Source organism: Rhodococcus sp. 320_ES (assembly GCF_059691855.1).
Genome location: NZ_JCAWAG010000003.1, coordinates 36,038 through 50,909, shown reverse-complemented (window position 1 = coordinate 50,909; position 14,872 = coordinate 36,038). Strand labels below are relative to the sequence as shown.

At 65.9% G+C, this 14,872-nt stretch carries 12 protein-coding genes; 4 read left to right on the top strand and 8 right to left on the bottom strand.

Going from position 1 to position 14,872, the window contains the following annotated elements; genetic code table 11:
• Nucleotides 1-6: 6 nt before the first annotated feature.
• A complete protein-coding gene (locus tag AC59JP_RS10875; protein WP_497325797.1) occupies nt 7-423 on the top strand; it encodes a hypothetical protein in 417 nt (138 codons plus the stop codon).
• A gap of 5 nt (nt 424-428) precedes the next feature.
• Here AC59JP_RS10875 and AC59JP_RS10870 read toward each other — a convergent pair whose 3' ends face one another.
• The 3 genes from AC59JP_RS10870 to AC59JP_RS10860 are packed head-to-tail and all read right to left on the bottom strand — an operon-like array spanning nt 429 to nt 3,028.
• Entirely contained in the window at nt 429-1,589 is a 1,161-nt protein-coding gene (locus AC59JP_RS10870; protein WP_497325796.1) for a low temperature requirement protein A, read from the bottom strand.
• 58 nt (nt 1,590-1,647) lie between these two features.
• Nucleotides 1,648-2,628 carry a bile acid:sodium symporter family protein gene (locus tag AC59JP_RS10865; protein WP_497325795.1) on the bottom strand — a complete coding sequence of 327 codons (981 nt, stop codon included), beginning with the start codon at nt 2,626-2,628 and terminating at the stop codon, nt 1,648-1,650.
• A gap of 1 nt (nt 2,629) precedes the next feature.
• Nucleotides 2,630-3,028: an SdpI family protein gene (locus AC59JP_RS10860; RefSeq protein ID WP_497325794.1), complete on the bottom strand. Its 399-nt coding sequence runs from the start codon at nt 3,026-3,028 to the stop codon at nt 2,630-2,632.
• 66 nt (nt 3,029-3,094) lie between these two features.
• Between AC59JP_RS10860 and leuS the strand changes: the two genes are divergently transcribed.
• The gene (gene leuS, locus AC59JP_RS10855; protein WP_497325793.1) at nt 3,095-5,932 is read left to right on the top strand and encodes a leucine--tRNA ligase; all 2,838 of its coding nucleotides are present in this window, start codon (nt 3,095-3,097) and stop codon (nt 5,930-5,932) included.
• A gap of 60 nt (nt 5,933-5,992) precedes the next feature.
• Here leuS and AC59JP_RS10850 read toward each other — a convergent pair whose 3' ends face one another.
• A complete protein-coding gene (locus AC59JP_RS10850; RefSeq protein WP_497325792.1) occupies nt 5,993-6,724 on the bottom strand; it encodes a pirin family protein in 732 nt (243 codons plus the stop codon).
• 168 nt (nt 6,725-6,892) lie between these two features.
• Here AC59JP_RS10850 and AC59JP_RS10845 point away from each other — a divergent pair, with 168 nt between their 5' ends.
• The gene (locus tag AC59JP_RS10845) at nt 6,893-8,116 is read left to right on the top strand and encodes a hypothetical protein (RefSeq protein WP_497325791.1); all 1,224 of its coding nucleotides are present in this window, start codon (nt 6,893-6,895) and stop codon (nt 8,114-8,116) included.
• A gap of 10 nt (nt 8,117-8,126) precedes the next feature.
• Here AC59JP_RS10845 and AC59JP_RS10840 read toward each other — a convergent pair whose 3' ends face one another.
• From AC59JP_RS10840 to AC59JP_RS10830, 3 genes are all read right to left on the bottom strand, one after another.
• Nucleotides 8,127-8,801, bottom strand: coding sequence for an SDR family oxidoreductase (locus AC59JP_RS10840; RefSeq protein WP_497325790.1), 675 nt, complete (start codon nt 8,799-8,801; stop codon nt 8,127-8,129).
• A gap of 10 nt (nt 8,802-8,811) precedes the next feature.
• Nucleotides 8,812-10,236, bottom strand: coding sequence for an amino acid permease (locus AC59JP_RS10835; RefSeq protein WP_497325789.1), 1,425 nt, complete (start codon nt 10,234-10,236; stop codon nt 8,812-8,814).
• A 79-nt stretch (nt 10,237-10,315) separates the two neighbouring features.
• Nucleotides 10,316-11,260: a universal stress protein gene (locus tag AC59JP_RS10830; protein WP_497325788.1), complete on the bottom strand. Its 945-nt coding sequence runs from the start codon at nt 11,258-11,260 to the stop codon at nt 10,316-10,318.
• Between the two features lie 100 nt (nt 11,261-11,360).
• Here AC59JP_RS10830 and ggh point away from each other — a divergent pair, with 100 nt between their 5' ends.
• Nucleotides 11,361-12,698 (top strand): glucosylglycerate hydrolase, encoded by a 1,338-nt coding sequence (gene ggh / locus AC59JP_RS10825; protein ID WP_497325787.1) that lies wholly within the window; start codon nt 11,361-11,363, stop codon nt 12,696-12,698.
• A gap of 6 nt (nt 12,699-12,704) precedes the next feature.
• Here the strand turns inward: ggh and AC59JP_RS10820 are convergent, their stop codons facing one another.
• On the bottom strand, nt 12,705-14,756 hold the full coding sequence (locus AC59JP_RS10820; protein WP_497325786.1) for a PhoX family protein: 2,052 nt from the start codon (nt 14,754-14,756) through the stop codon (nt 12,705-12,707).
• Nucleotides 14,757-14,872 lie beyond the last annotated feature (116 nt).

The following is a 14,872-nucleotide window of genomic DNA, read 5'->3' as shown; positions in this document are numbered from 1 at the left end:
GTTCCCATGGACGATGTGGACCACCTCGGGGACGACGAACTGCGGGCGCTCATCGTGCGCGTGACGAGTACGCGACCCGCGCTGCGCGACATCTACGACGTGGCGGCCGGCGTCGTGCAGGCGGATGTCGTGCAGGAGGAAGTCGACCCACCGATGGTGATCGGTCAGGGGATCACACAGCCTGGTTTTACACAGCCTGGATTCACACAGCCTGGATTCACACAGGATGGATTCACACAGGATGGATTCACACAGGGCGGCGTTCCGACCTTCGACTCGGTACGCGAGCGCATCACCGGCCGCGCCGGATCCGCGGCCGGACAGCGCGAGCTGGACAGCCCCACGCTCGAGGAGCAGGTTGCGGCGCGTGACGAGGCGGGACGCAAGAAGCTCGAGGAGATTCGGAAGTCGATGCGCGGCTGAGCCGGTCACACGACCGATCGACGCGCGGGCCTCAGCACCATCGTGACCACGACGACGACCAACGCCGCAGCCGTGACGATGCCCGACCCGGGCACGAACGCCGACGCCAGGATCACCACCGCTGCGAGCGGAACGCAGACGTTCACCAGTGCGGACGCGCGCGGTCGAATTGCCAGGGCCCAGAACGCAAGCAAGAAGACAGCCACCGGAACCACGAGCACCGCAGCCGCCTGGAACTCGGTCAGGTCACCCGGGTGCTCGATGTGCGCGACCGCAACCTCGATGCCGGACGACACGGCGCCCGCAGCGGCGAAGATGAAGTAGTGCGCGTACCCGAAGGTCAGCGAACTACGTATCGACCCCACCGAATCATGTTGCGGGACATCGAAGTAGATCCACCACATCGAAGCGACCACGATCAAGGCGGTCACCGCCAACGAGATCAGCGGCATCAGGTGGCCGTCCTCCTGCAACGCTCCGACGACCGCCGTGGCCGAGGCGAGCAGTGATTCACCGAGCAGAATCAGTGTGAAGAGTCCGTACCGCTCCGCGATGTGCTCGGCGTGCAGCGGTGTCTGGCGCGCGCGCTCCGCGACCACGGGCACAGCGATTTCGGCGACGACCAGTACCAGGAACCCGATCAGTGCAAGCCCGTCGGGCAGGAACAGCCGCAGTATCCAGAACACCTGCACCACCGTGATGCCGGCGGCATAGCGCAGGGCGGTCGCCCGGTACTGCGCGTTGCGACGTGCGGCGCGGAGCCACTGGCTGACCATTGCCAACCGCATGATCACGTAGCCGATGGTCACGAGGGTGAAGTCGGAGTCGTTCATGGCGTCGGCAACCCCGGCTGCCAGCACCAGGACTCCGGCCATCTGCACGATCGTGGTGACCCGGTACAGCCAGTCGTCGGTGTCGAATGACGTTGCGAACCACGTGAAGTTCATCCACGCCCACCAGATCGCGAAGAACACCAGCGCGTACGAGAGCACGCCGTCGGCGATGTGATCGTCCTCGATCATGTGGGCCAGCTCGACCGAGGCGAACGACACCGCGACCACGAAGACCAGGTCGAAGAACAGTTCGAGCGAGCTGGCCGTGCGATGCGGTTGGCCCGGGTCGCGCGGATGCATGGGCCGAAGAGCGAAGCGGGAGCCGTCCGTCATGGGAGTGGAGAATAATCCACTCCCATGGACGCCGTCTTACGTCGTCAGGGGGTCAAGGTCACAATTGGGACGATCTCTCGTACCGCCCGGCGAGAACCGCGCAGACGATCAGCTGGATCTGGTGAAAGATGAGCAGCGGCAGCGCGATCAGGCCCACCGGCTGACCCGCGAACAGCACCGACGCCATCGGCAGCCCACTGGCCAGACTCTTCTTCGATCCGCAGAACAGCACGACGATGCGATCCGCGCGGTCGAACTTCAGCGCCCGACCGATCAGCGCGGTGAGCCCCAGGATGATCGCGAGGAGCACCCCGCACACGACGACGACCGCGACGACGTGCCACACCGATTCCGACGACCAGACGTGCTCGTTCATGCTGGCGCTGAACGCGGAGTAGACGATCAGCAGGATGGACCCGCGGTCGACGATCTTCGTCGGTGCCGAGTGTCGGCTCAGCCATCCCGACACCAGGGGTCGCAGCAACTGCCCGACGACGAACGGCAGCAGGAGCTGAAGCAGGATGTCGCCCACCGCGGACGCCCCGACGGTCGCCTGACCCGAGGTGTTCATGAGCAAGATCACCAGCAGCGGAGTCACGAACACGCCCAGAATGTTCGACAGCGACGCACTGACGACCGCTCCCGCAACGTTGCCTTTGGCGATCGAGGTGAACGCGATCGACGACTGAATGGTCGACGGGACCAGACACAGATACAGGACGCCGGTGTAGAGATCGTCGGTCAGAACGGTCGGCACGAGGATCCGCAGCGCCAGCCCGATCAGTGGAAAGAGAATGTAGGTCGCGGCCAGGACCACCGAGTGCAGTCGCCAGTGTCTGACACCGTCCAGCGCCTCCTTCGGCGACAGCCGCGCGCCGTAGAGAAGGAAGAGCAGCGCGACGCTGATCTTGGTCACCCACGTCAGGACATCTTCGGACGTCCCCGATGCCGGGAACATGCTCGCGAGGACGGCCGCGGCAATGATGCCGAGAACGAAACCGTCGAGCTTGACCGCCGCGAGTTTGGAAGAAAGTCCCACGTCAGGAGGGCTGGCACGCGTCCTTCAGGCTGCACGACGTGCACGAGTGGCCGCACCCCGCGGCTTCCGGCTTCGGCAGTGCGGCGGCGGCGCGGGCACCCGCGGTACCGCCCATGCCGGCGATGACGACGGCAGCGGCAACGCAGACCACGATGGCCACGGCTGCTGCCCACCCACCGAACGCGAGCGAGGCGATCGCGCCGAAGAGCAGGAAGAGCGCTGCTGCGGCGGTGGTGGGTCCGGCGACGCGGTTGGCGACGGTGAATGCGTCGTCGGAGCTCATCGCGGCCGGAGTGCGGACGCCCGCGAAGCGGTTGCGAGGCAGCTTGCGTGTGAGAGCGAGGACGGCGACGGTCCCGACGAATACAGCGGCGACGAGCAAGACGATGGCAGCAATCACGTAGCCCAGGATACGTCGGCGCAGGCGGTCGTCCGGACGGGGACCGTCACGCTTTAGGCTGGTGAAGTGACCGAGCAACAGGAAACTGCACCCGAATTTCGCTATACCGCGGACCTGGCGGGGCGTATCGAAGCGCAGTGGCAGGAGCGGTGGGCTGCGGAGGGGACGTTCGACGCGCCCAACCCGGTGGGAGCTTTGGCCGGCTCGGTCCCGGACGACAAGCTCTTCGTGCAGGACATGTTCCCGTACCCCTCCGGTTCCGGCCTGCACGTCGGTCACCCCCTCGGGTACATCGCAACCGACGTGTTCGCTCGCTACCACCGCATGCGCGGACGCAATGTTCTCCACACGCTCGGGTACGACGCTTTCGGCCTCCCCGCGGAGCAGTATGCCGTGCAGACCGGCACGCACCCGCGCACGACCACCGAAGCCAACATCGCGAACATGCGGCGCCAGTTGGGTCGTCTCGGACTCGGGCACGACACCCGGCGCTCGCTCGCGACCACCGACGTCGACTTCTACCACTGGACGCAGTGGATCTTCCTGCAGATCTACGGTGCCTGGTACGACGCCGAGGCCGGTCGCGCGCGTCCGATCACCGAACTCGAGGCCGAGTTCGCGGACGGGTCGAGGTCGCTGGACGACGGACGGGCCTGGAGCTCGTTGACCGCCGAGGAGCGCAAGACCGTCGTCGACGGCTATCGCCTCGTCTACCAGTCCAACTCGCTGGTGAACTGGTGCCCCGGTCTGGGAACGGTGCTCGCCAACGAGGAGGTCACCGCCGACGGACGCAGCGATCGCGGAAACTTCCCGGTGTTCCGAAAGAACCTGCGGCAGTGGATGATGCGTATCACCGCCTATTCCGACCGTCTGATCGACGACCTGGACCTGCTGGACTGGCCGGACAAGGTCAAGTCCATGCAGCGCAACTGGATCGGCCGCTCACGCGGCGCGCGGGTCACATTCGTCGCCGACCTTCCGCACGGTTCGGGCAGCGAGCCGATCGACGTGTTCACCACCCGGCCGGACACACTGTTCGGCGCGACGTATGTCGTTCTCGCGCCGGAACATCCGTTGGTGGACGACATCACCGCCGTGGCGTGGCCGACCGACGTCGACGAGCGCTGGACACTCGGTGAAGGCACTCCGCTGTTGGCCGTCGGCGAATATCGCCGAGCGATCGCCGCGAAGTCCGACCTCGAGCGCCAGGAGAACAAGGAGAAGACCGGCGTCTTCACCGGTGCCTACGCGACCAATCCGGTGAACGGGCAGAAGGTTCCGGTGTTCATCGCCGACTATGTCCTCACCGGATACGGGACGGGCGCGATCATGGCGGTGCCGGCGCACGACCAGCGCGACTGGGAGTTCGCCACCGCGTTCGGCCTCCCAATCGTGGACGTCATCTCCGGCGGAGACGTCACCGAAGCGGCGCACACCGGCGCGGGTGAGCTGATCAATTCCGAGTACCTGAACGGACTTTCGGTCGACGACGCGAAAGCCGAGATCGTCTCGCGCCTAGAGAAGGACGGCACCGGGCAGGGCACCATCCAGTACAAGCTGCGCGACTGGCTGTTCGCGCGCCAGCGCTACTGGGGCGAGCCCTTCCCCATCGTGTACGACGCGAACGGCGAAGCTGTTGCGTTGCCGGAGAACATGTTGCCGGTCGAGCTCCCCGAGGTCGAGGACTACGCACCTGTTTCCTTCGACCCCGACGACGCCAACAGCGAACCGTCGCCCCCGCTGGCGAAGGCATCGGACTGGGTCGACGTCGAACTCGACCTCGGCGACGGACTGCAGACGTACCACCGCGACACCAATGTGATGCCGCAGTGGGCCGGAAGTTCCTGGTATCAGCTGCGATACATCGACCCCACGAACTCCGATCAGATGTGCGCGCCGGAGAACGAGGCCTACTGGATGGGTCCGCGCCCGGACGTCCACGGCCCGAACGACCCCGGTGGTCTTGATCTCTACGTCGGCGGTGTCGAGCACGCGGTGCTGCACCTGCTGTACGCGCGGTTCTGGCACAAGGTGCTCTTCGACCTGGGCCATGTCAGCTCTCGTGAGCCGTATCGGCGTCTCTACAACCAGGGCTATATTCAGGCATACGCCTATACGGATGCTCGCGGTGTCTACGTGCCCGCCGAAGAGGTGACCGAGGAGGGTGGCAAGTACTTCTACGAGGGCGCCGAGGTCAACCGTGAGTACGGAAAGATGGGCAAGTCGCTGAAGAACTCCGTCTCACCGGACGAGATCTTCGAGCAGTACGGCGCCGACACTCTGCGCATGTACGAGATGTCCATGGGTCCTCTCGACACCTCACGACCCTGGGCCACCAAGGACGTCGTGGGAGCGCAGCGCTTTCTGCAGCGCGTGTGGCGTCTGGTCGTCGACGAGGAGACCGGTGCCCTCCGCGTCACCGACGATGCCCTGTCCGACGACACCCAGCGTGCGGTTCACCGCGCGATCTCCGGCGTCGACGCGGATTACGCTGCGCTGCGCGACAATACGGCCGGCGCCAAGTTGATCGAGCTCACCAACTACCTCACGAAGGAGTACCCGAACGGTGCCCCGCGCGGCGCGGTGGAGTCGGTGGTTCTCATGCTTGCTCCCCTGGCTCCGCACCTGGCCGAGGAGCTGTGGAACAAATTGGGGCACAACGAGTCCCTCGCCCACGGCCCCTTCCCCGTCGCCGAGGAGAAGTGGCTCGTCGACGACACGGTCGACTACCCGATCCAGGTGAACGGAAAGGTCCGAAGCCGGATCACGGTATCCGCCGACGCATCTCGCGAAGACGTTTCTGCGGCTGCGCTGGCAGAAGAGAAGATCGTGGCAATGTTGGACGGCAAGGAGCCGAAGAAGGTCATCGTGGTGCCGGGCCGGATGGTGAACGTCGTCCTGTAGGCGGCTTCGCCGCTGTGCGTGAATTAGTGCCCTCTAGGGGCGGAATTCGCGCACAGCGGGTCAGGCCAGCTCGGGATTCATCTCCCAGATCAGGATCTCGCACGCCGTGACCGCCGTGACCGTCTGACCGCCGCTGTCGGTGAGGCGCATCGCGTCGCCCTGCTCGATCGGTCCGAACTCGTCGAACTCGGCAGAGCCGTCCGCGACGAACACGTGACCGAAGGGTGAGGTCGGCACGACGATCGACTGCCCCGGCTGCAGCCGTGCAACATGAAACGCTGCCCCGCTGTTTCCGATCGTGACCGCCGCCCGGCCGCGGTCACGGTCCATCCCGGAGGCGACGACGACGAGTTCGCCGCCCTGCAGCTCGGCGCTCACGTCACGTTCCTCGTACGACGGCTCGGTATCGGCGACGCTCGGCGGAACCCACATCTGCACCACGCGCAGCCGTCGCCCCGAGGAGTACCCGTTGTCGTTGCGCTCGGAATGCAGAACGCCGGTGCCGGCGCTCATGCGCTGCACCACGCCGGGACGTATCACGCCGGTGTTCCCGACCGAATCCTCATGCTGCACTGTACCTTCGAGAACCCAGGTGACGATCTCCATGTTCTCGTGGTGATGCCGGCCGAACCCTTCACCTGGTGCGACGGTGTCCTCGTTGTGGACCAGCAACAGCCCATGGGCGTTCGCTGCCAGATCGAAGTTCCCTGTGGCGGGGAAGGACTGCCATGAGTCGAGTGCGCTGTCCCACCAGTGCTTTCGGTCGCTGCTGGGCACGAGTGTGACGGTCATAATCGGTAAACGGTGTGCTGTGCGGGGGCATTCCCCCGACCGGGGTCGGGGCCCGGTTGGGGATGCCGAAAGCGGCGAAAAGACGAGTGCGACAACCCGACCGGACCCGAGGTCGACTTCCGGACTCGGGTCCTCGCTCGTTCGAATCACGTCTGGTAAGCACGCACCATGGTCACGATCCACCAGAGCGCGCACACATCCGACAGCACCGGAGAACGACGAGTGGCGCGGATGATCGTCGTGCTGGCGGTCGGTGCATTTCTCGTCAGGGGCCTGAACCGATCTCTGTACCCGGTCCTGTATGCCGAAGACGGCGCCGAGTTCTTCGCTGGAAGCCACGAGCAGGGCGTGGCCGCGCTGTGGAGACCGTTCGCCGGCTACCTCCACGTCTTCCCGCGCATCATCGCACTTGCGTTGTCCCCTTTGCCGTTCGATCTGGCCCCGGCTGCGTACGTGCTCGCGGCGATCGCGGCGTACCTTGCCGTTGCGTCGCTGGTTCTGTCCAAGCGGGTGTGGTTGCTGCCCTCCCCGGTCGCTCGAGCGTCGACATTCGCCCTGCTGTGTGTAGCCCCCACCCTGGCCGAGGCCTACGGCAACATCGCGAACCTAATTTTCGTCGGTGGGTTCGGTCTCGTTCTGATCGCGTTGAGCGACGATCCGCGATCGCCAGGAGGGCGCGTCCTCGAAGTCGTCGCAGTCCTGGTCCTGGGTCTGAGTGGGCCCGTCGTCGTGATGTTCGTCCCGCTGCTCGCGTACCGATGGTGGCGCAGCGGACGCTCCGCACAGTCGCTTGCGGTGGCCGCGGCCGGAGCGACCGCCGCCCTCGTGCAGATCGTCGTCTACCTGAACTCCCCCCGCACGACCGACGGCGGCTGGACGGTCGGCATCTTCGTTAGGTCGTTCTCCGAAAGAATCGGGGGTGTCTGGATTTTCGGAACGGCAGACGTCTTCGGTCCGCAAACGTCAGGGGTGCCGGCCGTCGTTGCCGCGGTCTGGATCGTCGCGGTGTTCGTGGCAACCATGTTCGCGCTGCGCGGAGTCGCGGCGGCGTGTTGGGCCACGATCGCGCTGCTGTTGGCGGTGGTGACGACGGCATACGGAGAATTGTTCGTCAGCGGACCTGTCGTCTTGGGCCGGCACCTCGTCGTGCCGGTCGCGATCATCGTGGTGCTTCTGGTGGCTACGCTCGCCGCACCCGCTCCGCGGTGGACGCGGGTAGTTTGCGCACTTGCTCTCCTCGCCGGCGCCTGGGCAGTGGTCGTGATGTTCCTGCCGAAGGGTTACACGGATCCGTCGGACATGACCGGCCTGCAGACCTGTTGGGAAGCAGGGCTTCCGTCCTGCTCGACGGACATCTACCCGCCCGGATGGACCGCTGTTCTGACGCGGTGACGCGGCTCCCTCACCGCGCGACCGGCCGCAGCACGATCTCGACAGGATGCGCGTCGGCCGGGGTGTCGATCGCCTGTCGCACCGCGGCTGCCACCGTCTCGGGAGTCAGGAACTTGCTCGGGTCGTACTCGTCACCCTCGCTCGCGACGATGGCCCGTTGCATGTCGGTGTCTATGCGACCGGGGTGAACGGATGTGACGCGGATCGACGGTTCCTCTTGCCGCAGCGCGTCCCCGAACGCGCGTAGCGCGAACTTGCTGGCGGCGTACGCACCCCACCCGGGGTTGACTCGAATGCCCGCGCCGGAGTTGACGAGCACCACGTGTCCGCCGGCCGCTCGAAGTGCGGGCAGGAGAAGGCGAGTGAGTTCGGCAACCGCGATCACGTTGGCGTCGAACGTCTTACGCCACATGTCGACCGACGTCTCGGCGATATTTCCGAGTTCGGCCACGCCCGCGTTGTGTACGAGGACGTCGAGTTCGGTGATGCCGTCGACCGCCGCAGCCACGGCCGCCGAGTCGGTGAGGTCCACCGGCCAGGGCACGCTTCCGTCGAGTTCCGCGGCGACGGCGGCCACCGACTCGGATGTCGAGCCGCCGAGATAGCAGCGATGGTCCGGAGCCAGGGAGCGAGCGATGGCGGCCCCGAGTCCGCGGCTCGCCCCCGTGATCAGAGCAGTAGGCATGACGCCGACACTACCGAGGCGCGTTCTCCGGGTTGAGCCGCGAGTGCTTGCGCGAGTACGTGAAGTACAGCAGCGCGGTGGCCGCGAGCCAGATCGCGAACAGCAGCCAGGTCAGCAACTTCAGCTGCGAAATCAGGTAGATGCAGGCGGCCACGGACAGCAGCGGAAGCACCGGGTACAGCGGCACCTTGAAGCCGCGATCGAGGTCGGGTTCGCGGCGACGCAGGATGATGACGCCCACGGACACCACCATGAACGCCACCAGGGTTCCCATGCTGACGAGGTCGGCGAGGAAGTCGAGCGGGATGAAGCCGCCCATCAGCGCGACCACGATGGCGACGATGATCGTGTTCTTGACTGGGCTGAGGCTGCGGGGGTTCACCTCGGAGAACACCTCGGGAATCAGTCCGTCGCGACTGACTGCGAACAGCACCCGCGTCTGTCCATACAGCGTCACGAGCGTGACCGAGAAGATGGAAATTACTGCGCCCGCGGACAATACGATCGACGGCCAGTTCGAGCCGGTGACCTTTTCGAGGATGGCGGACAGGCCGGCTTCCTGCCCGGCGAACTCGTCCTGCGGCTGCGCACCGACGGCCGACAGTGTGACGGTCAGATAGATGACGGTGACGACCAGGAGAGCGCTGATCAGAGCGATGGGAAGAGCCTTCTTGGGGTTGTTCACCTCTTCGCCGGCGGTCGACACGGCGTCGAGTCCGATGAAGGAGAAGAAGATCAAGCCCGAGGCAGCACCGACACCGGCGACGCCGAAGGGAGCAAAGGGTTCGAGGTTGTTGATATCGAATCCGAAGAATCCGACGATGGCGAACATCGCGAGAATGCCGATCTTGATGACCACCATGACGGCGTTGACCCGCGCCGACTCGCTCGTTCCGCGAATCAGAAGAATCGCGCACAGCGCGACGAGAATCATTGCGGGAAGGTTGATTCCGAAGCCCATGCCGTCACCCGGCGCGTGCGAGAGAATGTCCGGTATCTGAACACCGAAGATGCGATCGAGCAGGTCGTTGAGGTACTGGCTCCACAACACCGACACCGCGGCGGTGGACACCCCGTATTCCAGAATGAGGCACGCCCCGACGAGCATGGCGATGAATTCGCCGATGATCGTGTACGCGTAGGTGTAGGTCGAGCCGGAAGCCGGGATGCTGGAGGCCAATTCGGCGTAGCAGAGCGCGGTCAGTCCCGCAGTGATCGCGGCGATGACGAACGAGAAGATCACGGCCGGACCCGCCGTGGGCACCGCCTCGGAGAAGATGAAGAAGATTCCGGTGCCGACGGTGGACCCGACGCCGATGCAGGTGAGCTGGAACGTCGACATGGAGCGTTTGAGCTGCGTCTCGACCTTCGCGCCCTCCGCCGCCGGGATGGCGCTGGTGGGCTTTCTGCGCATGATGCCGACGGGTCCGGTCATGAATCCTCCAGTACTGGAACGAGGTTCGTTGTTGGAATGAAGTTCGTCGCTGGAACGAGGTTCGTCATAGGAACGAGGGTCATCGCGCGAGACGACTTCCGCGGGGCACGATGAGCAGCGGTACCGGGCTGTGCCGGACGATCTTCGAGGCCGTCGACCCGAGGAACACCCGGGCCAACGGTCCGAGGCGCGAGGACCCGACCACGAGCAGATCACCGTCGGTGAGCGAGATCGAACTCATCACCTGCTCCCAGTCGGATCCGGCGCCGACGGCGAACGTCGGGGACAGCGAGGGATGCCGCCCGGCCACGTCCTCCCGTGCTTGCGTCAGGAGCGCCTCGGCCTGACGGAACCACTGCGCCGTCACCTCGTCCTCGGCCCCGTAGCCACCGAACGGCGGGTACGTCGTCGCCCGTCGTGGAGCGAAGGCGACGAGATGTAGGTCGATGTTCCAGATGGAGGCGAGTGCGGCGGCCGATTCGAGCGCGTCGTTCGATTCGGTTGTTCCGGTGTACGCACAGGTGATTCGGGTGAAGGCGACGGCCTTGTCGCGGGTTCCGCGCGGCGCCAACGCCAGCGGCACCCGCGACGAATGCAGCAGCGTCTCGGTCGTGCTCCCCGCGACGAACCGGCCGTCGGGCCCGGCGGTAGATCCGAGGACGATCAGATCGCTGCCGATCGTGCCGGCCGCCTCGGTCAGTGCGGCCGACTCGGCGGTGTCCTCTGCGAAGAAGGCCGCGGGGTCACCGATCTCGTCGGGCTCCAAGCCCTCGGACATCGCGGCTTCGGCGTTCGCGACCGACGTTTTGCCCTGCTCCTGAAGCCAGCCCTTGTACTCGGCGTCGACCTTGGCCATCGACGGAAACGGCCAGGTGCGCGGCAGCACCGTGCAGGACTGCACGGTGACCGTCGTATCAGATACCGGGCGGGCGGTGCGGGCGAATCGGACCGCGAGGGCGAGGGCGTCGCGTCCGGACTCGTCGGGGAGCCACCCGACCAGTGCCTTCGTCGAACCGACAGTCACGGATCCCCCTTCACCTGGCGAGTTCGATCAGTATGCGACGCTCCCGCCGTTTCCGCCCTCCGAATGTGCGGGATCGCCGAAGTGGCAGCAAACTACCGGTATGAGTGCCACCGGCTTCACCCCGACACAGCTCGCTGCCCGCGCCGCGTATCTGCTGCGCGGCAACGATCTGGGCACCATGACCAGCGCCGCCCCGAGGCTGTACCCGCACATGTGGAGTTGGGATGCGGCGTTCGTGTCGGTCGGTCTCGCTCCGCTCAGCGTGGAGCGAGCGGTGGTCGAACTCGACACGCTCCTGTCCGCACAGTGGCGCAACGGGATGATTCCGCACATCGTCTTCGCAAACGGGGTCGACGGGTACTTCCCCGGTCCCGCTCGGTGGGGCGTGCGCGACCTGGCGGCCGACGCCCCTACCGGACTCCACACCTCCGGAATCACTCAGCCGCCCGTCCACGCGATCGCGGTGCAACGCATCCTCGATCACGCTCGCCGACGCGGACGGACCACGCGCGGGGTGGCCGGAGAGTTTCTCGACCGCCGCTGGCCGGATCTGGTGCGGTGGCACCGCTGGCTCGCGCGCGCTCGCGATCAGCAGGAACGTGGCCGCATCACCCTCTATCACGGGTGGGAGTCGGGCATGGACAACTCACCACGCTGGGATGCGGCCTACGCCAACGTGATTCCCGGTGACGTCCCCGCTTACGTGCGTGAGGACCAGATGGTGATCACCGACGCGTCGCAGCGCCCGAGCAACGTCGAGTACGACCGGTACATGTGGCTCGTCGAGGAGATGAAGGCGGCCAGGTACGACGACATCGCCCTGCACGGGGCGATGAGTTTCGCCGTGGAGGACGTCTTCGTCTCGGCCGTCTTCTCCGTGGCGTGCGACGTGCTCGCGACGATCGGCGAGGAACACTCGAAACCGCACGCCGACGTGCGGGACCTCCGGTCGTGGGCCGATCGCTTCCGCAACGGAGTCATCGCGACCACCAACGAAAGGTCGGGCACTGCACGCGATTTCGACGTGCGGTCCGGGCGCTGGATCGGCACCGAGACGTTGGCGATGTTCGCGCCCCTGCTCTGCGGCGGGCTCTCCCGTGACGTCGAGCGTAATCTGTTGCGACTCTTCGACGGACCACGCTTCTGCGGCCATCCGGACTTCAAGTTCGCGCTGCCGCCGTCGACGTCGCCGGTCGCCCGCGACTTCCGCGCGCGCGAGTACTGGCGCGGGCCGGTCTGGCCCGTGATCACCTGGTTGTTCTCGTGGGCGTTCGGCAGGCGCGGGTGGACGGAACGCTCGCTCATGCTGCGGGAGGAGGCGCTCCGCCAGGCCAGCGACGGCAGCTTCGCCGAGTACTACGAGCCGTTCACCGGTGAACCGTTGGGCAGCATGCAGCAGTCGTGGACGGCGGCGTCGGTGCTGGACTGGCTGGGCTGAAAGGGGTTAGACCTTCCAGACCGCCACAACCGACGGCCGGGGCTGGGAGTCGCCGCCGTCGGGCCAGTGTGAGACCGGGGCATCGGCGGTGGCGTCGTCGACCTCGCCCGGGTGCTGGACCGAGACCACGACGCGCTGTTCCTGAATGATCGGCCCGCATGTCTCGGCGCCGGCCGGCACGGTGAGGAACTGCTGAGTGTCACCGCGGCGGTCGCCGTCGAGCACTACCCGAAACAGACCGTCGTTGGACTCCAACGCATTTCCGTCGGTGCTGATCCACAGGTTGCCCGACGGATCGAACGCGAGGTTGTCCGGGCACGAGATGGGACTGACCTTGGTCTTGTCGAACCCACCGAAGTACGTGTCGGCCGCCGACGGATCCCCGGCGACGATGAGCAGGTTCCACGTGAACGACGTTCCGGCGTGGTCGTCGTCGATTTCGAGGACCTGGCCGTTTTTGTTCTTGTTGCGCGGGTTCGCCTCGTCCGCAGCGGCTTTGCCCTCGGTGCCGCGGTTGCTGTTGTTGGTCAGCGCGACGTAGACCTTGCCGGTGACCGGGTTGGGCTCGAAATCCTCCGGGCGGTCCATCTTGGTGGCACCCACCGTGTCGCCCGCGAGACGGGTGAACACGGCCACTTCCTCGGCGCTCATTCCGTCGACGAGGGACGTGCCCTTGCCGTCCTCGCCCGTGCGCAGGATCGGGATCCATTCGCCCTTGCCGGCGAATGCGCCCGAGGCTGGGAGCTTTCCGCTGCCGTCGATCTGATCGGGTGAGTCGCCGGTGAGCTTGGCGACGTACAGGGTGCCGGCGTCGAGCAGGGTGACGTTGTTGCGCAACGCGGCTTGTCCGTTGCCGGACATCATCTTTCGCGTCGAGACGAATTTGTACATGTAGTCGAAGCGCTCGTCGTCGCCGCTGTAGGCCACGACGGTGTCGTCGTCGGTGACGTAGATGGTGGCGGCTTCGTGCTTGAAGCGCCCCAGCGCGGTGTGCTTGATGGGTGCGGCGGTCGGGTCCCACGGGTTCAGTTCGACGATCCAGCCGAATCGGTTGACCTCGTTGGGTTCCTGAGCCAAGTCGAACCGCTTGTCGAAGCGCTCCCACTTGCGTTCGCTGGCTGCTCCCTCCACACCGTAGCGGGCCAGACGGTCCGCAGCGGTCTTGTCGGTCACGGATTCCGCGTTGGCGAAGTACTGGTTGAAGTTCTCCTCACCGGAAAGCACTGTGCCCCAGGGGGTCACGCCACCGGAGCAGTTGTTGAACGTGCCGAGCACCTTGGTGCCGGTCGGATCGGCGGACGTCTTGAGCAAGTCGCTCCCCGCGGCGGGGCCGGTGACGACGAACTCGGTGGTGCCGGTGATCCGGCGGTTGTACTTGCCGAATGCGGGGGTGAGCTTGCCCGAGCCGCTCTCGCCGGTGACCTGCACCACGGTCAGTCCGTGGGCGGCGAGTGCGATGGCGAACTGTTCCTGCGTCGGGTTCTCGGCGTCGTAGCCCTTGAACATCGCGGGCTCGGTCGTGTACTCGTGGTTCGTGACCAGGAGGTAGTCGGTCGACGATCCGTCGATCGGGAGCAGCCCGGCGAAGTCGTTGTTGAATCCGAACTGCATCTGCTGCGCGGCGGCGGTCTGGTTGTCGAAGTCGAACGCCGGTGCACCGTCCATCACGGGGTCACCCCAGCGGATGACGACGGCCTGCTCGTATCCGTCCGGCACCACGACGGCATCCTCGGTGTTGGGTGCCACCGCGGTGAAGTCGAAGCCCTGGACGGGCGTCGCGTCGCCGGTCGTGGCCGCGCCGCCCGTTGCGCCCGGCTGGTCCGTCGAGCATGCAGCCAGCAGACCGCCCGCGCCGACGGCGAGGACGGTCATCGCCCCACCCTTGAGGATTCCCCGGCGTGTCATCGCGGTCTTGACGATGTCGCCGAAATACTCGCCCTTCGAGGTGTTGGGAACCTCGTGGAAGCACGCGTCTCCGCACTTGTATCTGCAGGTCAGCGAGGAGCGAGCGGACGAACCGTCGTGGACGGAGATCAGGGGCAGCTGTATCGAAGTCACCCGCGGACCGTAGCCAGGTAAAGAAACGGTCAAGTGAACACAAGGCCAACTCCAACGCCGGTATCGACTAGAACGCGTCGAAAGTGGGTAGTTGACTCGTGAACTGTTTAACCGAA